Annotated in this window: 20 protein-coding genes; 11 read left to right on the top strand and 9 right to left on the bottom strand. The window is 32.0% G+C overall.

The features are described from left to right. Positions 1-20: 20 nt before the first annotated feature. The 4 genes from ACXAG4_RS01615 to ACXAG4_RS01600 form a co-directional block, all read right to left on the bottom strand. Positions 21-3,098, bottom strand: a complete 3,078-nt coding sequence (locus tag ACXAG4_RS01615) for a SusC/RagA family TonB-linked outer membrane protein (protein WP_475294332.1) — start codon at positions 3,096-3,098, stop codon at positions 21-23. Between the two features lie 178 nt (positions 3,099-3,276). Continuing rightward, on the bottom strand, positions 3,277-6,987 hold the full coding sequence (locus tag ACXAG4_RS01610) for a two-component regulator propeller domain-containing protein (protein ID WP_475294331.1): 3,711 nt from the start codon (positions 6,985-6,987) through the stop codon (positions 3,277-3,279). A 190-nt stretch (positions 6,988-7,177) separates the two neighbouring features. Next, a complete protein-coding gene (locus ACXAG4_RS01605) occupies positions 7,178-8,362 on the bottom strand; it encodes a pyridoxal phosphate-dependent aminotransferase (RefSeq protein ID WP_475294330.1) in 1,185 nt (394 codons plus the stop codon). Positions 8,363-8,383: 21 nt separating this feature from the next. Continuing rightward, positions 8,384-9,484 (bottom strand): fatty acid desaturase family protein, encoded by a 1,101-nt coding sequence (locus ACXAG4_RS01600; protein ID WP_475294329.1) that lies wholly within the window; start codon positions 9,482-9,484, stop codon positions 8,384-8,386. A 225-nt stretch (positions 9,485-9,709) separates the two neighbouring features. Here ACXAG4_RS01600 and rsmG point away from each other — a divergent pair, with 225 nt between their 5' ends. Further along, the gene (gene rsmG, locus ACXAG4_RS01595; protein ID WP_475294328.1) at positions 9,710-10,339 is read left to right on the top strand and encodes a 16S rRNA (guanine(527)-N(7))-methyltransferase RsmG; all 630 of its coding nucleotides are present in this window, start codon (positions 9,710-9,712) and stop codon (positions 10,337-10,339) included. Here the strand turns inward: rsmG and ACXAG4_RS01590 are convergent. Together ACXAG4_RS01590 and pruA are read right to left on the bottom strand one after the other, a co-directional pair. Further along, complete coding sequence (locus ACXAG4_RS01590) at positions 10,336-11,301, bottom strand: tetratricopeptide repeat protein (protein WP_475294327.1); 966 nt, start codon at positions 11,299-11,301, stop codon at positions 10,336-10,338. The genes rsmG and ACXAG4_RS01590 overlap by 4 nt on opposite strands. Positions 11,302-11,452: 151 nt before the next feature. Continuing rightward, the gene (gene pruA / locus ACXAG4_RS01585) at positions 11,453-13,078 is read right to left on the bottom strand and encodes an L-glutamate gamma-semialdehyde dehydrogenase (RefSeq protein ID WP_475294326.1); all 1,626 of its coding nucleotides are present in this window, start codon (positions 13,076-13,078) and stop codon (positions 11,453-11,455) included. A 150-nt stretch (positions 13,079-13,228) separates the two neighbouring features. On the opposite strand from pruA, the gene ACXAG4_RS01580 reads away from it, so the two are divergent. Both ACXAG4_RS01580 and ACXAG4_RS01575 read left to right on the top strand, forming a co-directional pair. Continuing rightward, on the top strand, positions 13,229-13,939 hold the full coding sequence (locus ACXAG4_RS01580) for an NRDE family protein (protein WP_475294325.1): 711 nt from the start codon (positions 13,229-13,231) through the stop codon (positions 13,937-13,939). After that, entirely contained in the window at positions 13,940-14,929 is a 990-nt protein-coding gene (locus tag ACXAG4_RS01575) for a DUF6695 family protein (protein ID WP_475294324.1), read from the top strand. It abuts the gene before it with no gap. A gap of 104 nt (positions 14,930-15,033) precedes the next feature. Here the strand turns inward: ACXAG4_RS01575 and apaG are convergent, their stop codons facing one another. Next, on the bottom strand, positions 15,034-15,420 hold the full coding sequence (apaG, locus tag ACXAG4_RS01570; protein WP_475294323.1) for a Co2+/Mg2+ efflux protein ApaG: 387 nt from the start codon (positions 15,418-15,420) through the stop codon (positions 15,034-15,036). Positions 15,421-15,506: 86 nt separating this feature from the next. Next, complete coding sequence (locus ACXAG4_RS01565) at positions 15,507-16,757, bottom strand: type IX secretion system plug protein (protein ID WP_475294322.1); 1,251 nt, start codon at positions 16,755-16,757, stop codon at positions 15,507-15,509. A gap of 164 nt (positions 16,758-16,921) precedes the next feature. Here ACXAG4_RS01565 and ACXAG4_RS01560 point away from each other — a divergent pair, with 164 nt between their 5' ends. From ACXAG4_RS01560 to nqrF, 6 genes are read left to right on the top strand one after another with little or no spacing between them, the layout of a single operon-like run. Beyond that, positions 16,922-18,277 carry a Na(+)-translocating NADH-quinone reductase subunit A gene (locus ACXAG4_RS01560; RefSeq protein ID WP_475294321.1) on the top strand — a complete coding sequence of 452 codons (1,356 nt, stop codon included), beginning with the start codon at positions 16,922-16,924 and terminating at the stop codon, positions 18,275-18,277. Further along, positions 18,277-19,503 carry an NADH:ubiquinone reductase (Na(+)-transporting) subunit B gene (locus tag ACXAG4_RS01555; protein ID WP_475294320.1) on the top strand — a complete coding sequence of 409 codons (1,227 nt, stop codon included), beginning with the start codon at positions 18,277-18,279 and terminating at the stop codon, positions 19,501-19,503. Before ACXAG4_RS01560 ends, ACXAG4_RS01555 begins: the two co-directional genes overlap by 1 nt. Before the next feature lie 4 nt (positions 19,504-19,507). Continuing rightward, entirely contained in the window at positions 19,508-20,260 is a 753-nt protein-coding gene (locus tag ACXAG4_RS01550) for a Na(+)-translocating NADH-quinone reductase subunit C (protein ID WP_475294319.1), read from the top strand. A 4-nt stretch (positions 20,261-20,264) separates the two neighbouring features. Beyond that, on the top strand, positions 20,265-20,909 hold the full coding sequence (locus ACXAG4_RS01545; protein ID WP_475294318.1) for an NADH:ubiquinone reductase (Na(+)-transporting) subunit D: 645 nt from the start codon (positions 20,265-20,267) through the stop codon (positions 20,907-20,909). Between the two features lie 5 nt (positions 20,910-20,914). After that, entirely contained in the window at positions 20,915-21,625 is a 711-nt protein-coding gene (nqrE, locus tag ACXAG4_RS01540; RefSeq protein ID WP_475294317.1) for an NADH:ubiquinone reductase (Na(+)-transporting) subunit E, read from the top strand. Position 21,626: 1 nt separating this feature from the next. After that, the gene (gene nqrF / locus ACXAG4_RS01535) at positions 21,627-22,940 is read left to right on the top strand and encodes an NADH:ubiquinone reductase (Na(+)-transporting) subunit F (protein ID WP_475294316.1); all 1,314 of its coding nucleotides are present in this window, start codon (positions 21,627-21,629) and stop codon (positions 22,938-22,940) included. A gap of 74 nt (positions 22,941-23,014) precedes the next feature. Here nqrF and ACXAG4_RS01530 read toward each other — a convergent pair whose 3' ends face one another. Continuing rightward, the gene (locus tag ACXAG4_RS01530; protein WP_475294315.1) at positions 23,015-23,467 is read right to left on the bottom strand and encodes a Na(+)-translocating NADH-quinone reductase subunit F; all 453 of its coding nucleotides are present in this window, start codon (positions 23,465-23,467) and stop codon (positions 23,015-23,017) included. Positions 23,468-23,542: 75 nt separating this feature from the next. On the opposite strand from ACXAG4_RS01530, the gene ACXAG4_RS01525 reads away from it, so the two are divergent. Next, positions 23,543-23,920: a Na(+)-translocating NADH-quinone reductase subunit F gene (locus tag ACXAG4_RS01525; protein ID WP_475294314.1), complete on the top strand. Its 378-nt coding sequence runs from the start codon at positions 23,543-23,545 to the stop codon at positions 23,918-23,920. A 3-nt stretch (positions 23,921-23,923) separates the two neighbouring features. Next, positions 23,924-24,898 carry an FAD:protein FMN transferase gene (locus ACXAG4_RS01520; RefSeq protein ID WP_475294313.1) on the top strand — a complete coding sequence of 325 codons (975 nt, stop codon included), beginning with the start codon at positions 23,924-23,926 and terminating at the stop codon, positions 24,896-24,898. The last annotated feature ends 39 nt before the right edge of the window (positions 24,899-24,937 follow it).

Here is a 24,937-nt window from a genome sequence, read left to right as displayed (position 1 = left end):
TTTTTGTTTTATAGTTTATACTATAATTTTAAAGATAAACCTGTTGTAAAGGTTCTAGATAATGGGTATCTGGCAACGTCTAAACCATAGCCACCTACTTCTGGGTCTATACCGCTATAGTCTGTAATTGTAAATACGTTTTCAGCAGAAACATAAATTCTTAATTGTGAATTTTTAATAAGCTTGTTCATAGCGTTTGCAGGTACATTATAGCCTAATGTTATGTTTTTAAGTCTTAGGTATGACGCATCTTCTAAATACCAACTAGAGTTTGTGCCAAAATTGCTATTGTTGTCTTTGGTAGATACTCTAGGAATGTTGGTGTTTGTGTTAGTACTTGTCCATGCGTTTAACACTCTATTGTCTAGGTTGTAACCTTGAAGTGAAGCATTGTAAGTAGAGTATTTATATGCGTTAAACACTTCAGAGCCACTTACGCCTTGAAAAATCATGTTTAAATCAAACCCTTTATAATCTAGATTTAAACCAATGTTATAAGTAAAATCTGGTTGATAGCTACCCATTAAAACTCTATCATCTGGTGTTATTTTACCATCATTATTGGTATCTGTAAATTTTAAATCACCAGGTACTGCATTAGGTTGAATTAAATTACCATTTAAGTTATGAGCATTAATTTCGTCTTGATTTTGGAAAATACCTTCATAAGGTACCAAGTAATATGAAAATGGTTCTTGGCCAACCTGGGTTCTAAAAGGCCTAATTACTTGTCTTGCTGTGGTTTCATCGGTTTGAGGAATATTATAAACTTGTGTGTTGCCATTTAAGCTTACTAATTCATTTTTAAATAAAGAGAAAACGTTAGCATTTATATTAAAGTTAAGATCTCCTATGTTGTTTTTGTAGTTTAGGGCAATTTCAAAACCTGTATTTAAAACTTCGCCACCATTAATTACACCAGAGCTTAAGCCAATGTGTGTGTCACCATCATCAGGTAAAAGCATGTCTTTTGTGCGTTTTTCAAAATAGTCTGCAATAACAGTTAAAGAGCTATTAAATAAAGCAATATCAATACCAATGTTTGTAGATTCTGATGTTTCCCATGTTAAGTTTGGGTTAGATTTAATTCTCTCAAAAACAGATCTGTTTGTTCGGTCTCCATTACTTCCAATAATTTCTAAACCGCTACTTAAAGGAATATCAAAAGAGTAAGACTCTACAGAATTAATGTTTCCTAATTGCCCAAAGGAAGCCCTTAATTTTAAGTCGTTTATTACTTTGCTATTAAAAAAGTTTTCATTTGAAATTCTCCAAGCTAAAGAACCAGAGAAAAACTCGTCTTTTTGGTTTGTTTTAAAGAGTCTTGAAGATTCATCTTGCCTATAACTAAAGCTTGCATAGTATTTACTATTGAAATTATACATAGCTCTACCAATAACAGATTTTAAAGCACGCTCAAAGGCGTTAGAAAATGGATTTCTAATAACAGATGCATTTTCTAAAAACTGATTGAATGGAGCTTCACTACTAAATATTTCACCTCTTTGAGATAGAGATTCATACTTTTGATTTTGTGCAGAGTGTATGGCCGTTAAGTTTACATTATGGTTGCCAAAAGACTTAACGTAGGTTAATTGATTATCCCAAATCCAAGTTCTATTATTAGAGTTACTTTGGTCTAATGCGTTTGTTAGGTTTGTTCTTCCTAATTCTGGTCTTGTGGGTGTAAATTTTTTAGATTTATTATGCGTAGTTGCATAAGAAAAATTAGTTTTAAAGTTTAAACCTTCAATAATTTCATAATTTAAATAAGCATTTGCATTAATGTAAGTTGAAGGTCTAGTTCTTGTTGGGGCTAATAATAAAGCCATTGGGTTATAAACATCACCATAAGCTCCAGCAAATTGAGCTAAGTTAAAAGGTACAACTCCATGAAAAAGACCGTTTTCATCTTTTACAGGGGCTGCAGAAGGCATGTAAATGGCGTTTATTATGGCTCCAGAGTAACCGCTAGAAGTGTTAGTTCCTAATGCTTCGGTTTGAGAGAAATACACATTTTCGCCAATGGTTATTTTATCAGACAAATCAAAATCAGATTTCACTCTAAATGAATAACGTTCAGAACTTGTTCCTTGTAAAACACCTTCGGTAGTATTATAGCTAAACGATGTTAAATAGTTATAATTATTACCTGCACCACTAATGTTTGCGTTAACATTTGTTGTAGCTGCAGACCTAAAAATAGCATCTACCCAATTGGTTCTTGTTGTTTGGCCCCAAGGGTTTTGGTCTGCATCATGGGCAGATTGTCTTGGGTCACCAGCGTTATCTGTGGCTTGGTTATAAACAAACGCTTGTTGCTGTGCGTTTAAAGCTGTTGGTAAATTGGTAGCTTTTTTAAATCCGGTGTATGTGTCTATGTTAATTCTAGGTTTTCCTTTTTTTCCTTTTTTAGTTTGAATTACAATAACACCAGAGCTAGCAAGTGCACCATAAATTGAGGCTGCAGCACCATCTTTTAATACAGAAACAGATTCAATATCATTTGGGTTTATAGCGGGCCCATAGTATGGTACGCCATCAACTACAGTTAATACATTTTCAGAATTTGGATTAATAGAACCAATACCTCTAATAACTACTTTACCGCCACTTGTTGGGTCTCCGCCGTTTTGTAAAACAGTAACACCAGGTACATTACCTTGTAAAAAATCGGTTAAATTGTTTACAGGGCGGCTAGCAATACTTTTAATGTTTTCAACTTTAGAAATTGCCGAAGTTAAATCGCCTTTTTTAGAAGAACCATAACCAATTAAAACAACTTCATCTAGAGCGCTAGCTTCTTCTTCTAAAGTAATTTGAATTGTTTGGCTACCATTGTAATTAATTTCTTTAGTAGCGTAGCCTAAATAAGAAAATTTTAAAATACCTTTTTCTTGTTTTAAAGATAAGGTGAAGTTGCCATCAAAATCTGTACTTGTACCAGTGTTTGATTGGTTGTTAGCAACAATGGTTACACCAGGAATTGGTATGCCATCTGAAGCAGATTTTACAGTTCCTTTAATAGTTGTTTGAGCGTTAGTAAAGGTTACAAAACCTATACTAAACAACAACAAAAAGTAAATTTTATTAATCATGTTTTTAATTTTTTGTTTGTGTTTCAAAACTATTTTAAAGGTGTTATTTTAGGGTGTAAAAATGTTTCGGTAGGGTGTGAAAATGTTTCAAATTTTGTGTTTTAATTTTGAAAAAAACACCACTTTTGTTACAGTAACAATAGGGTAACACTAGAGTAATCTGGCATTAACAGCTTGTTTAGTTATTTTGTTTTTTGAATGCTTTAGGGCTAACGTTGTATGTTTTTTTAAATAAACGACTAAAATATTTTGGGTCATTATAACCACACTCAAAACTAACTTCAGATATGTTGAGGTTTTTATTTTTTAATAAATAACAGGCTTTTTCTAAGCGAAGTTTAATTATGATATCTGATGGAGACTGATTTAAATTTTCTTTAAACACTCGGTAACATTTTATTCTAGAAATTTCTAAAATGTTTATTAGTTTTTCAACGTTAAAACTGGTGTCGTGAAGATTGTTTTTTATAATCTGTAAACTTTTTTTAATTAATTTCTCATTAGGTGTATCCAGATCATTTTTATCGGTTAAAATTCTAAAAATTTGTTGTTGTAGCTTATTGTTATTTTTATTGCTTTTTTGATTTATAAAAGCAGATATTTTTTTGTTAATGTAGGTTTTTGTAGCAGGTAATTGAATAACAGTATCTATACCTAATTCAATAGATTGTTCTTGTAAATTATAATCTATAGTTTCAGAAATATATAATTTAGGAATGTTTTGCGAAGCTAAATCTTGTTTCAAGGTATTTAAAAAAGAAACTAATTTGCTGTTAATTGGGGTTTGGTAAAGTATTATGGTGCTAACAATAATATTTTTTGTAACAGCTAATGCGTTAGTTACTTCGTTTTCAAAAATTAAATTATAAGAATTGTTTGAAAGTAACTGGTTTGCAACATCAAAATTATTTTTATTGGTAAAAATAAGTATGTTGTTATCTTTTTCTAAAATAGTTTTAGAGGCTGCATTTAAGTGTTTCCATGATACTGTTTGTATTACTTGGGCATTAGTATCTACCTCAGTAACAGGTATGTTAATATAGTTTTTAAATAAATGCTCTGTATTATGTGTTATGGTGGCGTTTAAATTTTTTATTAAGTTTTTTGAAGCTTTAAAGTATGGGCTGTAATGCTCAATATTGTACCAGTTATTTCTTAGCGTTTCACTGTTAGATTCTGTAATTATTGTTATGGCATTATTTTTATAACCAATAACTGTATTTAATTGCGTTTCAGCATCAGAGTATTTAATAATATCATGAAATATATACTTTAATAGTAGTTTAAAACGTAAAACATCTAATTCTACCCAAGGTATTTTTGAGTTTATTTCACAATTAAAATTAATGTTGTTTTTTTGAAGTAGAAGCTTTTGCTTTTCTATAAAATTTTCAATTAACGGCTGAATGTTTATTGATGTTCTTTTGGTTGGCCCTAAATCTTTTACGTGGTCTAGATAATGCCACTCAGAAATCAAGTTTATAAGTTTACTACTTTGTTTTAAAATGTTTTCTTTTATTTGAGGTAAGGCTGTTAAGTTTTGTGTGTTTTTTATTATTTCAGAAACCGGCTCTTTGAACTCTGATAATGCAAAACTTTTAAATTTTTCAATTTCAAAAGCTTCACTTTTTAAGTTATTGTGAAGTTTTAAAAGCTTTTCCTTTTGTAAGAATATTTCTTTGTTTTTTTCGTCTAATTTATTATTTGCTAAAACTAAATGCTTTTTTTGCTGTTCAATTTCATGTGTTCTTAATGCTATTTGTTTTTCTAGTTTTTTGTTACGACGTTTAATATTTCTATGACGATTAAATGAGGTGTAGCCTATAATACCTAAGCATAAAAAAGCAATTAATATGTAAAAAGTAAAAGTATTATAAAACGGTTTATTTATTTTTAAAGTTAAAACTTTAGTTGCTTTAGCGTTTAAATTGCCTTTTTTTATTAATAATTGATAGTAGCCAAACGGCAAGTTTTGGTATTTAATAGTGCTGTTTTTAAGTTTATGCCATGTACTATCTAGGTTGTTTAATTTATAGTAAATTGGAAAGTTAGAATTACTAGGAAATATTATGGAATTAACAGAAACATTTAAATTATTGTTGTAATAGGGTTTTACGAGGGTGTCACTGTTTACGGGTGAGTTATCAACTAGTATATTAATATTTGGCTCATTTTTATTGAATTTAATGGTATTTGGATGAAAAAAGTTTAAACCTCTAATGCCACCAAAATAAATTAAGCCTTTGTTATCTTGGTAATAAGCACCTTCAGAAAACTCTGCAGCTTGCCAGCCTTCCTTAGGGTTGGTGGCATGTACTTTAAACGTGTTTTTATTAATAGCAGCAACACCTTTGGTGGTACTAACCCATATGTAATTAAGGTTATTTACCAAACTGTAAACCATGTGGCTTGGTAGGCCATTTAACTCTGTAATGTTGGTAATTATTCCTTTTTTTTGGTTGTAAACACTTACGCCACCCAAAGAGGCAAACCAGAAATTATTAGTTTTTTCATCAAAGTAAATTGAAAATATACTATTGCCAAGTATGCCATCTTTTGTAGTAATGGTTTTGTAAGTGCCACTTATAGTATTAAAAATAATAACGCCATTATTTTCTGTTGCAATAACTAAATTGTTGTTACTTATTACAACGTTTCTAATATTATAACCAGATAGTGATTTTTGGCTTTTAAAGGTTTCAAATTGTTTTGTTTTAAGGTTGAAATTTGCTAAACCGCCCCAACAAGCAATCCAAATATGGTTATTGTTTTCACAAAAATTATAATGTCTATTGTTAGGAATTTCAGGAATGTTTTCTGCTGTATATAGTGTATAATTATTGTTTGTAATTTTTATAATACCTGCATATGTGCCAACCCAAACAGAACCATCTGATGCTGTAAATAAAGCTCTTATTCTGTGCCAATTAGGGTTTTTTGTGGCTTCTTTTATTTCATATTCTAGGTAACAATTTGTTTTTTTGCTAAACTTATATAGTCCTTTGGTGTAGTAGCCTAACCAAATATTACCGTTATCATCTTTGGTAACAGCTCTAATGGTTTCATTGGGTAAGTGAGGGAACTTTTTAGGATGAAAAGCTACGGTTTTAATGTTTTCTGAATTTGAAAAAGCCATACTTAAGCCACCATCTTTATGCCCTAACCAAACATTTCCAAAAACATCTTTATGTAAAGTATTTATTTCATTACTTTTAAAACTATAGGTTGAATAAATATCACTTACGTAATGGTCAATTTTAGTATTATTAATATTTTCTGGGGTATTAGGTACTATAAATAAGCCGTTTCTTCTTGTGGCATACCAAATATTACCGTTGTTATCTTTTAGAATATCATTTATAATAACATCAGGATGTTTTTTTAATAGAATTTCTCTAAAAGAAGATAAATTAGTGTTATTGTGTGGTTGTTGCTGAGTTGTTTTAAATGTATCCTTTTCAAAAATATATTTAGAATTGGTTGTTTTAACAATTATATTTTTTTTAGCATCTGTATATATGTTAAGAACAGGATTGGTAAAGGTGAAATTTTGAAAGATGCCATTACCTTTATATCTACCTATTTTATAGTCTTTGGTAAGCAGCCATAAACTATTGTTATTATCTTTAATTAGTTTAATGATGTCGTTACCTGGTAGTGAATTGGCATCATTTTTTTTATGTTTAAAAACAGTAAAGTTTACACCATTGTAATAATTAAGTCCGTCCCATGTAGAAATCCATAACCCGCCGTTGGCATCATTTTCAATATCGGTTATGGAGTTATTTGATAAACCCGAGCTTGTTTCAAAAGTTTCAAATTTTAGATTTTGAGACCAATGAGATAAACTAAAAATAAGTAATGAGAGCGTGAATACTTTTTGTAACATTTTAATAAAAATAACTAGCAATATTAGCTGTAATTTTTTTTTCAAATGTTACTAATGAATTAACTATAGGTTACTGTTTTGTGGTTTTAAAGGCTTTTTTTAATAGTTGTGTAGGGAAATGTTTATATAAAAAAAGCCACTGTAAAAACAGTGGCTTTTTTGATGTGTTTGTGCTAATGTTAGTATAATTTTAGCTAACAGCTTCTTTTATTCTTTTAATAGCTTCTTTTATTTGTTCTTGTGATGCAGCATAAGAAATTCTAATACAATTAGGGTTTCCAAAAGCATCACCAGTAACAGTTGCAACTAAGGCTTCTTCTAACAGGTATAGTGAAAAATCTGTTGCATTATTAATAGTTTTTCCTTTTAGTGTTTTTCCAAAGAAATAAGAAACATCTGGGAACACATAAAAAGCACCATCAGGAGTATTGGTTTTAAAGCCTTCAATATCATTTAATAAATTTAAAATCATATCTCTACGTACATTAAATTCATCAATCATGTATTTTATGCGAGAAGGCGATTCATTTAAAGCAGTAATTACTGCGCGTTGTGCAATACAGTTAGCGCCACTAGTTGTTTGCCCTTGTAATTTATTACATGCTCTTGCAATTTTTTCTGGAGCACCAATAAACCCAATACGCCATCCTGTCATAGCATAGGCTTTAGAAACGCCGTTTACGGTAATTGTTCTATCGTACATTTCATCAAACTCCGCAATACTTGTGTGGCCTTTTCCGTAGTTAATGTGTTCGTAAATTTCATCTGAAACCACATAAATATTAGGGTGTTTAGCTAAAACATCAACCAAAGCTTGCAGCTCTTCTTTACTGTAAACAGAGCCACTTGGGTTACATGGTGAGCTAAACCACATCATTTTGGTATTAGGTGTAATGGCTGCCTCTAGTTGTTCAGCAGTCATTTTAAAATCAGTATCAATAGAAGTTTTTACTTCAACAGGAACGCCACCAAAAAGTTTTACAATATCGGCATAACTTACCCAGTATGGGCATGGTAAAATAACTTCATCGCCATCATTTAACATAACGCCAGCTACATTAAATAACGCTTGTTTAGCACCTGTTGAAACTACAACTTGAGAAGGTGTGTACGTTAAATTGTTATCGCGTTTAAATTTTGTTATGATGGCATCTTTTAAATCGGCATAACCATCAACAGGTGTGTATGAGTTGTAGCCTTCGTTAATGGCGTCAATTGCTGCATCTTTAACAAAATCTGGCACTTTAAAATCAGGCTCTCCAAGGCTTAAGCCAATAATGTCTTTGCCTTCGCCTCTTAATTCTCTTGCTTTTGCAGCCATGGCTAAAGTTGCAGAAGTAGCCATGTTTAAAATTCTATCAGATAGTAAGTTCATTCTTTAAGTTAATAGTGGTTGTTAGACTTGTAAAGCTGGTTTTACGCCCATTTCTTTTAAATGTTTAAAATGCGCTATTATGGCTTTACGTGTAGTTTTGTATTCGTTGTATGGTAAATTAAATTCTTTAGCAGTTTCTTTAACTATTTTTGAAATATTAGTGTAATGAATGTGGCTAATATGCGGAAAAATATGGTGTTCAACTTGATGGTTTAAGCCACCTGTAAACCAGTTTACAATACTGTTTTTTGTACTAAAATTAATTGTGGTTTTAAGTTGATGTACTGCCCAAGTGTTTTTCATGGTGCCATCTTTTTCGGGTAAAGGCATTTCGGCATCTTCCATTACATGTGCTAATTGAAAAACAACACTTAAAATTAGGCCAGCTGTGTAGTGCATTACAAAGAAACCAATTAAAATTTTCCACCAAGCAATATCTAAAATAAGCATTGGTAAAACTATCCAAACAGAAACGTATATTATTTTTGAAATAACAAGTTTACTCCAGTTCCAAACAGGATTTGGGTATTTGCCGTAAGATAATTTACGCTTCATGTAACGTCTCATTTGTTGCCAATCTGTAGTAATGGCCCAATTTATAGTTAGTAAACCGTATAATAAAATAGAGTAGTAGTGCTGAAATTTGTGGTACCATTTCCATTTAGAGTGTTTAGTAAAACGTAAAATTCTACCAGCATCTAAATCTTCATCGTGCCCATGAATATTTGTATACGTGTGGTGTAAAACATTATGTTGCACTTGCCAGTTATAAACATTACCGGCTAATATGTAAATGCTGCTACCCATTAAACGGTTTATCCATTCTTTATTAGAAAATGAACCATGGTTACCATCATGCATAACATTCATACCAACACCAGCCATACCAACACCCATAACAATGGTAAGTAAAAAGTTAACCCAATTAGGGAAATTAAGTGTTAAAATTAAAAAGTATGGCGCCAAAAATATTGAAAACATTACAATGGTTTTTACCCAAAGTTTCCAATTACCGGTACGTTTTATGTTATTGTCTTTAAAATAGCTGTTTACACGTTTGTTTAATGTTCTGAAAAATTTTGCAGAGTCTGTACGTGAAAATGATAGCGTTTGTTTAGTCATAACTGTATTTTTCTTACTAAAAATTAGTTTAGTCTTTGCTTTTCAACGGGCAAAGATAGGCATAAACCTTATGAACTAATAACGATTTAATGTAAAAATATGTACATAAAAAGTATATTTTTGTTGAAAATTTAACAGATTTAAATAAGTGTGATAAAAAATTGAATTTTAAATGAATTCATTAACCTTTTTATTGTATTTATTTTTTTGAAAATGTAAAAATTAATGGAACTAATTTTAAAGTATTTCCCAAATTTAACTGAAGATCAAATAACTAAATTTGAGAAATTAGAGGCTTTATACCAAGATTGGAATTTGAAAATAAACGTGGTTTCTAGAAAAGATATTGATGAATTGTATTTGCGCCATGTTTTGCACTCATTAGCCATAGCAAAACTTATAAATTTTAAAGATGGTACAAAAATTATGGATGTTGGTACTGGTGGCGGTTTTCCTGGTGTGCCATTAGCAATTATGTTCCCAAATTGTTCGTTTCATTTAGTTGATAGTATAGCTAAAAAATTAAAAGTAGTTAATGAGGTTGTTGATGGTTTAGGTATTACAAATGTGAAAACTACGCATACACGTGTTGAAGAAATTAATGATACTTATGATTTTATTGTGAGTAGAGCCGTAGCAGCAATGCCAACTTTTGTACATTGGACTAAAGGTAAAATTGATAAAAAGCAAAATAACCGTTTAAAAAATGGTATTATTTATTTGAAAGGTGGCGATTTAACCGATGAGCTAAAAGAATATACAACGGCTAAAATTTATAACCTAACAGATTATTACACTGAAGATTTTTTTGAAACCAAGAAATTAGTGCATTTACCTCAAAAGTTTAAGGGTTAATTTTTTGTTGCTTTTTCTAAAGCGGTAATGTTATTTATAAAAAAATAATATTGGTTTTGCTGCCAGTACGTGTTTTCAAAAACTTCCGAAGGTAGTAAATCTTTATTAGGGTTTAGTATGCCTTTAGCTTTGTTAAGGCTTTCGGTAGCTTTTTCAAAATTGTTCATTTTAAAATAGGTTAAAGCCAAACCTAAAAGTGCGTCAAAATCTAAAGAATCTAAGGCTAGAGCATTATTAAAATCATCAACGGCATTTTCGTATTTACCAAGTAATAAAAACGAAGCGCCTCTATAAAAATGAGCAAAGGTATTATTACTATTTAGTCTTATAGATTTAGTTAAATCTCTATTTGCTTTTGCGTAATAGTTTATATCCATGTAAAATACACCACGGTTGTAAAATGTATTGGCATCTGGTGAAATATAAATGGCTAAAGAGTAATCTTCTAATGCTTTTTTAGGTTTGTCTAGCGCTTTGTAGCAAGCAGCTCTAAGCATATATACGTTAGGAAAATTTGGGGCTGTTTTTAAAATTTTATCAAAATCTGCTATGGCGTTTTTGTAATCTTCTAAATCATATTTTACACAAGCTAAACTGTAAAGGGCGTCAATAAAACTAGGGTCTAGTTCATAAGCTTTTTCATAGTCACTTTTGGCTCCAACAAGATCTTTTAGGCTAAACCTTGAGTTACCACGATTAAAATAGCTATCGGCATCTGGTTTGTTTAAAATTATTTTTGAATAATCTACAATAGCACCGCTATAATCACCAATATCATTTTTAGTAATGGCTCTTAAAAAATAAGCGTCTAAATGATTGGGATCTAGTTTAATAACTTGGTCTAATAAATTTAGCTTTTCATTTAAGTCTGTGGCTCTTACCGCTTGCCTGTATAACTTGTTTGCTTGACTAAAAGAAAGCAATGGAACTATGGCGCAAAAGATTAATAGAAATTTTTTCATATGCTTGAAACAGCAAATAATATGCCGTAATTTTTAACCGAAAGATAATTAATTTTGAAAACATAAATGATGTCGTTTTTCAAAAAAAATATTGAAACAAAAAAAGCGAGCTTGTTAAAAGCTCGCTTTTCAGTTTTATAAGAAAGAGTTGTTAGCCTAAAAACGGATATCTGTAATCTGTAGGTGTAACAAACGTTTCTTTTATTAGCATTGGAGATACCCAACGCAATAAGTTTTGTGCGCTTCCTGCTTTGTCATTTGTTCCAGAGGCTCTTGCTCCACCAAATGGTTGTTGGCCAACTACGGCACCTGTTGGTTTATCATTAATATAAAAGTTACCAGCACTGTTTTGTAATAGTTTTGTGGCTTCAACAATTGCGTATCTGTCGGCAGCAAGAATAGCACCAGTTAAGGCGTATTCACTTGTATTATCAACAAGTTTTAAGGTTTCGGTGTAATCATCATCTTCATATACATAAATAGTTACTACCGGGCCAAAAAGCTCTGTACACATGGTTGTATATTTAGGGTTTTTGGTTACAATAACCGTTGGTTCAATAAAATAGCCTTTACTTTTATCGTAATTTCCACCAGCAATAATTTCGGCATCATCATCGGCCTTAGCTTGGTCTATGTATTTTGCTAATTTATCAAAAGAACCTTCGTGAATAACAGCAGTAATAAAGTTGCTCATGTCTTCAGGTGATCCCATTTTAAACGATTTTAAATCTGCTAATAAATGGTTTTTCACGTCTTCCCAAATACCTTTTGCTACGTAAACTCTAGAAGCGGCGCTACATTTTTGACCTTGGAATTCAAAGGCACCACGAGCAATAGCGGTAGCAACTTGTTTAGCATTAGCTGTTTTGTGGGCAACAATAAAATCTTTTCCACCAGTTTCGCCAACAATTCGTGGGTATGTTTTGTAATTGTGAATATTTTCTCCAATTTGTTTCCAAAGTTCTTTAAATACAAATGTTGAACCTGTAAAGTGTAACCCTGAAAAATCTGGACTTGCTAAAACAGTATTTGTAATCATTACCGGGTCTCCAAATACAACATTAATAACACCGGCAGGTACGCCAGCTTCTTTAAACACATCCATAATTACTTTGGCAGAGTAAATTTGGCTATCGCTTGGTTTCCAAACAACAACGTTACCCATTAAAGCCATACAAGCAGGTAAGTTACCAGCAATAGCGGTAAAGTTAAAAGGTGTTACGGCATAGGTGAAACCTTCTAATGGGCGGTATTCAACACGGTTCCAGGCATCACTTGTGCTTTCGGGCTGCTCCATGTAAATATCGCTCATAAATTGAACGTTAAAACGTAAAAAGTCTATTAATTCACAAGCCGAATCAATTTCTGCTTGATGAATATTTTTAGACTGCGCAATCATTGTAGCAGCGTTAATTTTAGCTCTGTATGGGCCAGCAATAAGTTCGGCAGCTTTTAAAAATATAGCAGCACGTTGCTCCCAAGGTGTATTTGCCCAATTATTTCTTGCTTGTAAAGCTGTTTCTATAGCGTCTTCAACATTATTTTGTTCAGCTAAATGATATGTTCCAACAATATGTTTATGATCATGAGGAGGCGATATTTGTCTAGTATTTCCTGTTGTAACATCTTCACCGTTAATATATAAAGGTACATCAACTTTACTGTTAAACATATCTTTATAAGTTTTTAAAACTGCTTCGCGCTCCGGTGATCCTGGAGCGTAACTTTTTACGGGCTCGTTTACCGCAATTGGCACATTAAAAAAGCCTTTTCCCATGATTTTTTAGTTTTTATTAAAAATATTTCATTGAATTGGTCGCAAATTTAAGAATTATTAAATGATTTAGTTGAATATAGCTTTATAAAATAACGTTAATTTTTATTTATTTTTTGTAAGTTGCTCCTTTGTATTTAGACTACAATTTGCATGTGTACAGTTACCCTTATTCCTACTAGTAATACTAATTTTATTTTAACCTCTAATAGAGACGAAGCTCCTAACAGAACATCTTTAGCTCCAGAATTTTACAGTTTTGATGGTGTAAAAACTTTATTTCCAAAAGATGAGCAATCTGGCGGAACATGGGTTGGTGCAAGCCAAAAGAACAGAGTGGTTTGTGTTTTGAATGGGGCATTGAAACCCCACCAAAGAAAACCGCAATACCGAAAGAGTAGAGGTTTAGTGGCTAAAGATTTTATGATTGCTGATGATATAGTAAACACCATTGAAAATTATAATTTAATAGACATTGAACCGTTTACAATTGTTATAGCCGATTGGAATACAGGTTTGACATTTTTTGAATTAATTTGGGATGGTAACCATAAGCATTTTAATAAATTACCATTATTGCCTAAAATATGGTCTTCATCTACATTATATAATGATGTTATGAAACAAGAACGCCATACGTGGTTTGATAATTTTACAAAAACACATGCTTTAACTGCCGATAATTTGTTGGAGTTTCATAATGAAGCAGGTAAAAACAAGCCAAATTATGGTGTTGTAATGGATAGAGGTTTTGTTAAAACCACCAGTATTACTCAAATAGAAAAACAGGATACAATGTTGCATATGGCTTATGATAACCTTCAAGATAAAACAGTAGCAAACCAAATATTTAATTTACCTTAAATGAGTAACACAGGTATAATTTTAACATTGGCTTACCCGGAAACTATTGTAATGGTGGCAGATGAATGGTATTCGCCATTTTTAAAATATTTGGGTATTGGTAAAAAGAATTATTTACGAGCAGGACACGCTGCGTTGGTTTTAATTAATAAAGAAACAGGTGTTTTAGAATACCATGATTTTGGACGATATATTACTTCTGAACCTAACGGAAGAGTTAGAGGTGCAGATACCGATAATGAACTTTACTTTCCTGTAAATGTCATTATTAAAAATGACGAAATAAAAAATCTTAACGAAATTTTAAAGTTTTTAGCAACCCACCCAAAGTTAACGCATGGCGATGGCAAATTAGTAGCCTCTGTTTGTAATGCTGTTAATTATGAAAAGGCTAGGGCACATATTAGCCAAATGCAAAACAAACATTTTATAAGGTATGCCGCATTTATTAAAAATGCTTGTAATTGCGCACGTTTTGTTACAGATAGTTTAATTGCTGGTGTTACCGATTTGCGAATTAAAAAAACGCTACAAAAATCTAAATGGTTTACACCAAGCACTGTTGGAAATGTGTTATTGGCAGATACAGAGAATTACCCTTATGAAGTGTCTGAAAATGGTGTAATTTCAAAGTTTACAGGTTCGCAAAAAAGTGAAAATTTACGTTGTTTTTTAGATAAGCTTAAAAATCATGAAGTGAATTTAGTAGGAACTTTACAGCCCAGACTAGTTGATGTTACCTATGAAAATGCACAATGGTTATCTGGTATTGCTGCTGGGGCATGGTTTGAATTGCATGAAACTGAAAATATTTCAGAATTTAGATTCAGACGAATTTCTCCTTACGGAAATATTGATTGTGATGCTGTTTTTAAGGTTGAAAATAGTGCTTTTAATTTTAGTGAAGGTTATAAGTTTGTGCATTACTCTAATTGTAAATTTTTTCATGTTGAACAACGTGATGTTGTTTACAGGTTTGATAGAGTTTAAATGTTTGCTGTGTTTGCGTTAGGGATTGAGGCGGCATCCTTTTTGAGGCACGAGAAAAGATATAGCTGAAAGCCCGACCCCATAGGGAAACGCCCAAAAAAAAATTAATTTATGGCAAACGGTGCGCTTAATTTAAATGTGGGGATTTCTACTGTAAATTTTTGTGTAGTTGTGAAGTTTACCATGGTGTAATAGCCATACATGGCACCCAATGGTGATGTTAACAGGCATCCTGATGTGTAGGTGTGAGATTCGCCTGGTTTTAAAACGGGTTTTTGGCCTATAACGCCTTCGCCATCAACTACTTCGGTGTTGTTTAAGGCGTCTAGTATTTGCCAGTGGCGCCATTGTAGTTGAACTGAGTCTTTGCTTTGGTTTTCAATGGTAATTGTATAACCAAAAGCATACTGTATTTTGTAGTTTCTGTAATAAGAGCCTTCAAAAGTAGTTTCAACCGAAATTTTTATGCCTTTTGTTACTTGTTGTACCATATTAAGTGCTTATAAACAATGTGTTTACGCTGCAAAAATAGTGATTTTTTAAATGATGTTTAAAAAAAGTGGTTAAAATGCGTGTTTTAGTTACTAATGTTTATTGAGCTTGTTTCGCCTAAACCTATTATTTTATCGTAACGAGCACCTAAATCTCTGTAGTAAACTAACACTTTATAGTTGTTTTCTGTTTGGTAGAAGTTGCCACTTATGGCGCCTTCGTTAACCATATCATTTTGTAATGTTACAAATTTATAGTTGTAAAAACCTTGTTTTAAAAGTATGCTAGCGGTGTAAATGCCTTTGCTTTCATTAAAAACCATTTTGTTGGTTTGGTTTAATGCGTAGTTGTTATAATTACCGTATACAAAAACGGTTGTATTGGTATTGAATGATGGGTTTGGTTTTAATGAGAAATGTACCCAAACGTAATCTGATTCTATACTAACATCTCCACTATTTACATTGGTTATAAGGTAGGTGCCGTTAATATCTGGGTTGTACGTGTAAGGTGTGTTGCTACGTTGAATATTTGTGTATAAATAATTGTGATATAATGTTTGTAAATCTATGCTTTGTACGCCTGTGCTAGCGGCTCTAGCATCTTTGTTTTCAAAATAAAAATACTCATTACCGCCCCAAAAACTAGCTTCGGTGTCATATTTGTAAATTAATTGGTTGCCAACTGTGTACTGTGGTTTTAGGTTGTTAATGGCAGTATTTAAGTTATTGTTTTGTACTATTAGTGTTTTTACAGTTTGTGTTGGGTTGTTTAGTTGTAAACTTTTGGGGTCAATTATAATTTCAACACGTTGCTTTTGATTTATAAAATTAATATCTCTTGAGCGTTTTATGCTAAGGCCAACGTTGGCTTTGTTTTCATAAATCATAAATTTTCTTGAAAACACAAGTTCATCATAACTGTTGTAAATACCCATTATGTAATTACCAGATTTTTTTAAGCCTCTTGTAAATTGATTGGGTATTGTTAGTTTGTAGTTAGAAAATATTTGCAGGGTGTTGTATGAGTTTTCGTAATTACGTATGCGTTGGTTATCGAAACCGTTTAAGTATTCAGATTTTGCTAAAATTGAAGGTGTCCAATCAAAATTACAGTGTTGTATTTTGTAGTAGTAATCATCTTCATTGCCATTTAAAACATCAAACTCAAGTATAAGCGGCGTTCCTAATTTTATAATAGGTAGCTGTGTTTCGGGAGTGCTGCCTTTAAAATTTATGGTTTTAATATATTCGGGTGGGTTTACTTCAGTAATTTGACCAAACACCGATAATGTAAAGGTTAAAAAAATAAATAAGAAACTAAACTTTGTTAACATATAGCGTTGTTTTGGGTAAATATAAACAAAATTAATGCCTAAGTGATTTTAGCTATTTAGAATAAGTATAAATAATATAACGTTAACTAAATTAAATTAAAAAATGTGTTATTAATTTGTACTTTTGCCTCGATTTTTAGACAACTAATTTCAATAAAAAAAATATGTCAAACGACATTCGTATTAAAAAAGGTCTAGACATAAAACTAAAAGGTGCTGCTGTAAAAACTCTAGATACAGCAATTGTAAGCAATTTTAGCACTATTAGACCTGAGGACTTCCACGGCGTTATACCAAAATTGATATTAAAAGTTGGATCTAAAGTAAAGGCAGGTGAAGCTGTTTTTTATGATAAATCTAACGAAAATGTAAAATTTGCTTCTCCTGTTTCTGGTGAAATAGTTGAGATTGTTCGTGGTGAAAAGAGAAAAATTTTAGCAATTAAAATTCAGGCAGACAAAACGCAAGAATACCAAGATTTTGGTAAGTTTGATGTTGATGCTGCAAAAGCAGAAGATGTAAAAACACATTTATTAGCTGCAGGTTGCTGGCCATTTGTAAAGCAACGTCCTTATGACGTTATTGCAAAACCAGAAAAAACACCAAAAGCTATTTTTATTTCTGCCTATGCAAGTGCTCCTTTAGCTGCAGATTTAGATTTTACATTGCAAGGAAAAGAAGCTGAGTTACAAGCTGCAATTATTGCACTTGGAAAACTTACCGATGGAAAGGTTCATATTTCCGTAGGTAAAAATTCTAACTCTCCACTAGCTTCTGTTTCTGGAGCAACAATTCACAAGGTTTCAGGGCCGCATCCATCAGGGAATGTAGGTACACAAATAAATAAAATAGATCCTATAAACAAAGGCGAAGTAGTGTGGACGGTAAGTGCACAAGACCTTGTTATTATTGGTGAATTATTATTAACGGGTAAATTTAATGCAGAACGCATTGTAGCCATGGCAGGTTCATCAGTTGAATCACCAAGATATTTCAAAACTAAAATAGGAAGCGAAATATCTACAATGGTTTATGATAAAGGCATTGCTAAAAATGCTAATGTGCGTATTATTTCTGGAAATGTACTTTCTGGCAAAGAAGTGAAACCAGACGGCGAACTTGGTTATTACAATAATGTAATTACAGTGATTCCAGAAGGTGATGATTATGAATTTTTTGGTTGGAATAAGCCAGTTTTCAATAAAGTGTCAACTTCAAGAGCTTTAACATTTTCTTGGTTAAACCCTAAAAAAGAATACGATTTAGATACAAATACTAACGGTGAGCACAGAGCATTTGTGGTTACTGGTGGTTATGAAGAAGTATTTCCTTTAGATATTTATCCGCTACAAACCTTAAAAGCTTGTATGTATAAAGATTTAGATGAAATGGAAGCTTTAGGCATGTACGAAGTAGCTCCTGAAGATTTTGCGCTAACAGAATTTGTTTGTGTTTCTAAACAACCACATCAAAAAATAATTAGAGAAGGATTAGACTTAATGCTTAAAGAGATAGGATAATGGGTTTAAAACAAAATTTACATAATTTTAAAGAGAAGAATAAAGACAAAAAGTGGCTTCCAGGATTTAATGCCCTTTTTACCTTCTTATACATGCCAAATGAAACCACGCACAATGGTACACATATAAAAGCGGCAGATGATTTAAAACGTACCATGAACACTGTAATTATTGCATTAATACCGTGTTTAATATTTGGTATGTTTAATGCAGGTTACCAACATTACTTAGCGCAAGGTTTAATAGAATCTGCAAACGGATTTTTAGGAGCCTCTTTCTGGACTTGGGATAACCTAGTTATTGGTCTGTGGCAAGTGTTACCACTTGTTGTAGTGTCTTATGGAGTTGGTCTTGCTGTAGAATTTATTTTTGCAATTATTAAAGGGCATGAGGTTGAAGAAGGTTACCTAGTAACAGGTATGTTAGTGCCATTAATTGTTCCTGTTGATATTCCACTTTGGATGTTAGCTGTAGCAGTAATTTTTGGTGTAGTAATTGGTAAAGAAGTGTTTGGTGGTACAGGTATGAACATACTTAACCCAGCACTAACAATACGTGCATTTTTATTCTTTGCATACCCAACATGGATGTCTGGAGATAAAGTATGGGTTCACGGTGCGGTAGAGCGTGCTGAAGAAATTGCTGGCGGAGCTAATTTAGATGCCATTTCTGGTGAGACTTTATTAGGCGCATATGCACAAAACAGTTCTTTAGCTGGTATTGATTATTGGGATATGTTTTGGGGCCTAATACCCGGCTCGGTAGGTGAGACTTCAAAATTTCTAATTATCATAGGCGCTTTGTTTTTAATTTTCACAAAAATAGGTAGTTGGAGAATTATGTTAAGCACCGTGGTTGGGGCTTTAGTAATGGGCTTAATTTTTAATGGCGTTGTAGATGCAGGTTGGATTGGTGAATCTAGTAAGTTTTATGGCTTAATGAGTGTACCTTTCTGGCAACATTTAATTATAGGTAGTATTTTATTTGGTGCGGTTTATATGGCTACAGATCCTGTTACTGCTGCACAAACCAATAAAGGAAAATGGATTTACGGGTTTTTAATTGGTTTCATTTCAATAATGATTCGTGTATTTAACCCGGCCTACCCTGAAGGTGTATTTTTAGCTATTCTATTAATGAACGTATTTGCACCAACAATAGATCATTACGTGGTACAAGGAAACGTTAAGAAAAGAATGAAACGTTTAAAAGTAAAAACAGCTTAAAAAGATGAGTAATAAAACAGATAGTAACGTATACACTATATTATTTGCCATAGGAATGGTAGTAGTAGTAGGCGCCTTATTAGCTTTTACAGCAGCGTCTTTAAAGCCAAATATTGCAGAAAATGTACGTTTAGAAAAGCAACAAAACATTTTATACGCTATGGGTGTTAATGAAAACGATGAAAGTTCAGCCGTTTTTGTTGATAAAGCCGAAGCTCCAGAATTGTTTAAAAAATACATTACTAAACAATTAGTAATTAAAGGTGGCGATGTTTCTGAAAATAACGAAGCTTACCTTATAGACATTAAAAAGCAAAAAGCAATTGGTAATGATAACCCAAGCGAGCGTAAGTTACCTTTATTTGTTGGTGAAAAAGATGGTGAAACATTTTACGTAGTGCCAATTTACGGTAAAGGTTTATGGGATGCCATTTGGGGGTACGTGTCTTTAAATAAAGATATGGTAGTTCAAGGTGCCTATTTTGACCATAAAGGTGAAACACCAGGTTTAGGAGCTAACATTAAAGAACGTTTTTTTATGGACGATTTTATTGGTGAGCATTTACTAGATGAAAGTGGATATTTTAAAGGTATTGATGTTGCAAAAGGTAATGCAGACCCAAAAAATGAAAATAAAACCGATAACGAGGTTGATGCTATTGCAGGAGCAACTATTACAGGTAATGGTGTAACTGCAATGATTAAGAGCGATCTTAAATTGTACAAGCCTTATTTCGATAATCTTAAAAACAATTAAACATATGGGACTTTTATCAAAAAAAGATGCCAAGTTAATAACAGACCCGTTAGCAGATAACAACCCAATTACTATTCAAGTATTAGGTATTTGTTCTGCACTAGCAATTACTGCAGAGCTTAAAGCATCTATTGTAATGGCTATATCGGTATTATTTGTATTAGGTGTTGGTAACGTTGTGATTTCTTTAATGCGAAATATTATTCCATCAAAAATCAGGATTATCGTTCAGCTTACAGTAGTTGCTGCTTTAGTAATTATTGTAGATCAAGTACTAAAAGCATTCGCTTATGAGCTAAGTAAAACATTATCAGTTTTTGTAGGTTTAATCATTACAAACTGTATCATTATGGGACGTTTTGAAGCTTTTGCCTTAGGTAATGGCCCATGGAAATCGTTTTTAGATGGTATTGGTAACGCATTAGGTTACGGTGTTATACTTATAATAGTAGGTTTCTTTAGAGAATTATTAGGTTCTGGTACTTTATTAGGATTTAAAGTTTTAGGAGATCCTATTGAAAAAACAGGTTTGTACGCCATAGGGTATGAAAACAATGGTTTTATGCTATTATCACCAATGGCATTAATAGTTGTAGGTATCATTATTTGGGTACAACGTAGTAGAAATAAAGACTTAATAGAAGACTAAGAAAAATGGAACATTTAGAATTATTTTTCAAATCAATATTTATAGATAACATGGTATTTGCTACATTCTTAGGAATGTGTTCTTACCTAGCAGTATCTAAAAAAGTAAGTACAGCCGTAGGTTTAGGTGCTGCAGTAGTTTTTGTACTAGCAGTAACAGTACCAGTTAACTGGTTGTTAGATCAATATATACTTCAACCAGGAGCATTACAATGGCTAGGTGAAGAATATGCAGATTATGATTTAAGTTTCTTATCATTCATCATGTTTATTGCAACCATTGCAACCATGGTACAATTAGTAGAAATTATTGTTGAAAAATTTGCACCTGCATTATATAATTCACTAGGTATATTTTTACCACTAATTGCCGTAAACTGTGCAATTTTAGGAGGCTCGTTATTTATGCAATCGCGCGAAATTCAAACTATTGGTTTAGCCTTTAACTATGGTATTTCTTCTGGTATTGGGTGGTTTTTAGCAATTTTAGCTATTGCAGCAATACGCGAAAAAATACGCTATTCAAATGTGCCAGCACCTTTAAGAGGTTTAGGTATTACTTTCATTATTACAGGTTTAATGGCCATTGGTTTTATGAGTTTTGGTGGTATGCTAACAGGTGGTGATGATGAGAAAAAAGAAGAAAAAACAGCTAAGGTAGAAGAAGATAAAGCAAGCAAAGAAATAGCTGATAACACAATAAAAGCAGTAAAATAACATGGTATTTTTAGCAGCTAGTACAACAGGAATAATTATAGCAACTGTAGCAGCGTTTTTAGTTTTAACACTTGCTTTAGTTGGCTTACTATTATTTGTAAAGCAAAAATTAGCACCGTCTGGTCCTGTAAAAATTAAAATAAACGGTGAAAAAGAAATTGAAGTACCATCAGGAGGTAGCTTACTATCTACTTTAGGAAATCAAAAAATATTTTTACCATCAGCTTGTGGTGGTGGTGGTACATGTATTCAATGTGAGTGTCATGTATTAGAAGGAGGAGGCGAAGCACTTCCAACTGAAACACCTCATTTTACGCGTAAAGAATTACAACATGGTGCACGTTTAGCTTGTCAAGTAAAAGTTAAACAAGACATGAATATTACCATTCCTGAAGAAGTTTTTGGTATAAAGAAGTGGGAAGCTGAAGTTGTACGTAACTACAACGTAGCATCGTTTATTAAAGAATTCGTTGTTCGCATTCCTGAAGATATGAATTACAAAGCCGGTGGGTATATTCAAATTGAAATTCCTAAATGCGAAATTAAATATGCTGATATTGATATAACAGCTCACCCTGAAGAGCACGAAACACCAGATAAATTTCAAGCAGAATGGGATAAGTTTGGTTTATGGCCTTTAGTAATGAAAAATGATGAGATTGTAGAACGTGCTTATTCTATGGCTTCTTACCCTGCAGAAGGAAGAGATATTATGCTTAACGTACGTATTGCAACTCCACCATGGGATAGAAATAAAAATGGTTGGATGGATGTAAACCCAGGTGTTGCGTCATCATACATTTTTTCAAGAAAACAAGGAGATAAAGTAACCATTTCTGGTCCTTACGGAGAATTCTTTATTAATGAAAGTGATGCTGAAATGCTATACGTTGGTGGTGGTGCAGGTATGGCGCCAATGCGTTCACATTTATACCACTTATTTAAAACATTAGAAACAGGAAGAACTGTTACCTATTGGTACGGCGGACGTTCAAAACGTGAGTTATTCTACCTAGAGCATTTCTATGAATTAGAACGTAAATTTCCTAACTTTAAATTTTTCTTAGCTTTATCTGAACCTTTACCAGAAGATAACTGGAAAGTTAAAAAAGATATTCATGATGAAGAAGGTGATGGTTTTGTTGGATTTATTCATAACTGTGTAATTGATAATTACTTAAACCATCATGAATCTCCAGAAGATATTGAATTATATTTCTGCGGACCACCATTAATGAACCAAGCTGTTCAAAAAATGGGCGAAGATTTTGGTATTCCAGATGAAAACATCAGATTTGATGACTTTGGTGGATAAAAACTAAATATTATTTTATACTATATCTTTTAGTATTATAAAAACAAAACCAACGCATTGCGTTGGTTTTTGTTTTATACATATTGTTGTTGTAATATGTTTTCTTTTTTTTGCATGAACAGTACTTTATAATCCATAACATTACTAATATTATCTAGCTTACATAATAGCTCAATAACATCACTTAATCCATTAAAAAGAACTTGATTATCTGTTGGATTTTCAGGCCTTTTATTTTTATAATGTAACGGTAATTCATAACCACATGCTTTTAAAAACATACGTTCTATTTTTAGTAGTTCATTTGGTGTATAGCCATTAAATTTTCTTCCCAATTTTTGGTGTACCTTTCCAACATAATTTAAATTTAAAGCACCGTGATTATCGGTTAAATGTTTCCAACTATCCGTATTATCCAAAATATTTCCAACCGCACACTGCTTACAACATTCAGGGTTTAATGTTTTGTTATAAAAAGCAATGTATAATTTTTTAATAGCAGCATCAAATCGAGGTGTAGTTTTCATAATTCAAATTATTTTTTTAAGCATTATAAAGTTAAACAAATTTTATGCAACGTCATAAAACTGTAAATTTGCAGTATGAGTAAACCACTTTCACAACAAGAATTACATAACTTAGCCATGAACCATGTTGGTAAAGATTTAGAAAATAGAGGTTTTGAGTTTGTAGCCATAAATAGCCAGTTAAAAAAACATCCGCAGTTTGTTTGTATTGATAAAAATAGCCAATACTATTTTGTAATTGTTAAAGCTGTTTTATTGCCAGACAATCCAAATAACTATGATGTAGTTTGGATGGAAACTTTCAAAAAACATGCACGCAATAAAAATGCCAAAGTATTGTATGCAGGTGTTGGTTTAGGAAACCCTAACGACGAAAGTTTACCTGTTTATTTAAATCAGGAATATTTAATTGAGTATAACGGCATACAAGTAGTAGAAACTAATTTAAATTAACTTATGAAAAAACTACTTATTTTATGTTTTGTAATAACTATTTACAGTTGCAAAAAAAATAGTGTAAATACCAAGCTAACAGGTACGGTTTTTGGTACGTCGTACACGTTTATTTATGATTCTAATAAAAATTATAAAAAAGAGTTCGATAGTGTTTTTAAGGTATTAAACACATCATTATCAACATACCAACGAGATTCTGATATTTCTAAAATAAATAGAAACGAACCTGTTAAAGTAGATAATCATTTCATTAACGTTTATAAAACAGCAAAAACTATTTTTAATGAAACAGAAGGCGCTTTTGATCCTACAATAGGCAATATTGTAAATGCATGGAGTTTTGGGGCAGAAAAGGCTATAAAAAACATTGATAGTGTTAAAATAGATAGTTTAATGCAGTATGTAGGTTTTAATAAAACCCAATTAAATGGTAACATTATTAAAAAAGATAACCCTAATGTTTATTTAGAATTTAATGCGCTTGCTAAAGGATATGGTGTTGATGTTATATCTCAATTTTTAGAGCAAAAAGGTATTCATAACTATTTAGTTGAAATTGGTGGAGAAATTCGAGTTAAGGGAATGAATATTGAAAAGCAAGCGCCATGGAAAGTAGGGGTAGAAGAGCCACATTTTGATGGTAAACAATCAATTTTAAAAGCTATTGTTTTAAACGAAGGAGCAATGGCAACTTCAGGCACTTATCGAAAATTTAAACTTGATGAAAACGGCAATAGATTTTCGCATATAATTGATACTAAAACAGGCTATTCTAGCAAAACCAACTTATTAAGTATTTCTGTTATATCTAAAGATTGTATGACAGCCGATGCTTATGCAACAGCTTTTAAAGCTATGGGAATAGAAAAAGTTAAAGCGTTTTTAAAAAAACACCCTGAATTAAAAGTGTTTTTAATTTTTGAAAATGATGAAAGCACTTTTGAAACACTTGCTTTGAACGGTTTTCCTGAATAAAATATTATAGTATGTGACCTATCAAAAAAAATTGTGTCT

The organism is Seonamhaeicola sp. ABD4_175, assembly GCF_056160885.1.
Note: the sequence above shows the minus strand (reverse complement) of the source record. Positions and strands in the feature narration are given on the sequence as shown.

Excerpts from the sequence above, each read along its gene's own strand:
- ACXAG4_RS01615 (WP_475294332.1), bottom strand. The coding sequence starts at position 3,098 with ATGATTAATAAAATTTACTTTTTGTTGTTGTTTAGTATAGGTTTTGTA.
- ACXAG4_RS01610 (WP_475294331.1), bottom strand. The coding sequence starts at position 6,987 with ATGTTACAAAAAGTATTCACGCTCTCATTACTTATTTTTAGTTTATCT.
- ACXAG4_RS01605 (WP_475294330.1), bottom strand. The coding sequence starts at position 8,362 with ATGAACTTACTATCTGATAGAATTTTAAACATGGCTACTTCTGCAACT.
- ACXAG4_RS01600 (WP_475294329.1), bottom strand. The coding sequence starts at position 9,484 with ATGACTAAACAAACGCTATCATTTTCACGTACAGACTCTGCAAAATTT.
- rsmG (WP_475294328.1), top strand. The coding sequence starts at position 9,710 with ATGGAACTAATTTTAAAGTATTTCCCAAATTTAACTGAAGATCAAATA.
- ACXAG4_RS01590 (WP_475294327.1), bottom strand. The coding sequence starts at position 11,301 with ATGAAAAAATTTCTATTAATCTTTTGCGCCATAGTTCCATTGCTTTCT.
- pruA (WP_475294326.1), bottom strand. The coding sequence starts at position 13,078 with ATGGGAAAAGGCTTTTTTAATGTGCCAATTGCGGTAAACGAGCCCGTA.
- ACXAG4_RS01580 (WP_475294325.1), top strand. The coding sequence starts at position 13,229 with ATGTGTACAGTTACCCTTATTCCTACTAGTAATACTAATTTTATTTTA.
- ACXAG4_RS01575 (WP_475294324.1), top strand. The coding sequence starts at position 13,940 with ATGAGTAACACAGGTATAATTTTAACATTGGCTTACCCGGAAACTATT.
- apaG (WP_475294323.1), bottom strand. The coding sequence starts at position 15,420 with ATGGTACAACAAGTAACAAAAGGCATAAAAATTTCGGTTGAAACTACT.
- ACXAG4_RS01565 (WP_475294322.1), bottom strand. The coding sequence starts at position 16,757 with ATGTTAACAAAGTTTAGTTTCTTATTTATTTTTTTAACCTTTACATTA.
- ACXAG4_RS01560 (WP_475294321.1), top strand. The coding sequence starts at position 16,922 with ATGTCAAACGACATTCGTATTAAAAAAGGTCTAGACATAAAACTAAAA.
- ACXAG4_RS01555 (WP_475294320.1), top strand. The coding sequence starts at position 18,277 with ATGGGTTTAAAACAAAATTTACATAATTTTAAAGAGAAGAATAAAGAC.
- ACXAG4_RS01550 (WP_475294319.1), top strand. The coding sequence starts at position 19,508 with ATGAGTAATAAAACAGATAGTAACGTATACACTATATTATTTGCCATA.
- ACXAG4_RS01545 (WP_475294318.1), top strand. The coding sequence starts at position 20,265 with ATGGGACTTTTATCAAAAAAAGATGCCAAGTTAATAACAGACCCGTTA.
- nqrE (WP_475294317.1), top strand. The coding sequence starts at position 20,915 with ATGGAACATTTAGAATTATTTTTCAAATCAATATTTATAGATAACATG.
- nqrF (WP_475294316.1), top strand. The coding sequence starts at position 21,627 with ATGGTATTTTTAGCAGCTAGTACAACAGGAATAATTATAGCAACTGTA.
- ACXAG4_RS01530 (WP_475294315.1), bottom strand. The coding sequence starts at position 23,467 with ATGAAAACTACACCTCGATTTGATGCTGCTATTAAAAAATTATACATT.
- ACXAG4_RS01525 (WP_475294314.1), top strand. The coding sequence starts at position 23,543 with ATGAGTAAACCACTTTCACAACAAGAATTACATAACTTAGCCATGAAC.
- ACXAG4_RS01520 (WP_475294313.1), top strand. The coding sequence starts at position 23,924 with ATGAAAAAACTACTTATTTTATGTTTTGTAATAACTATTTACAGTTGC.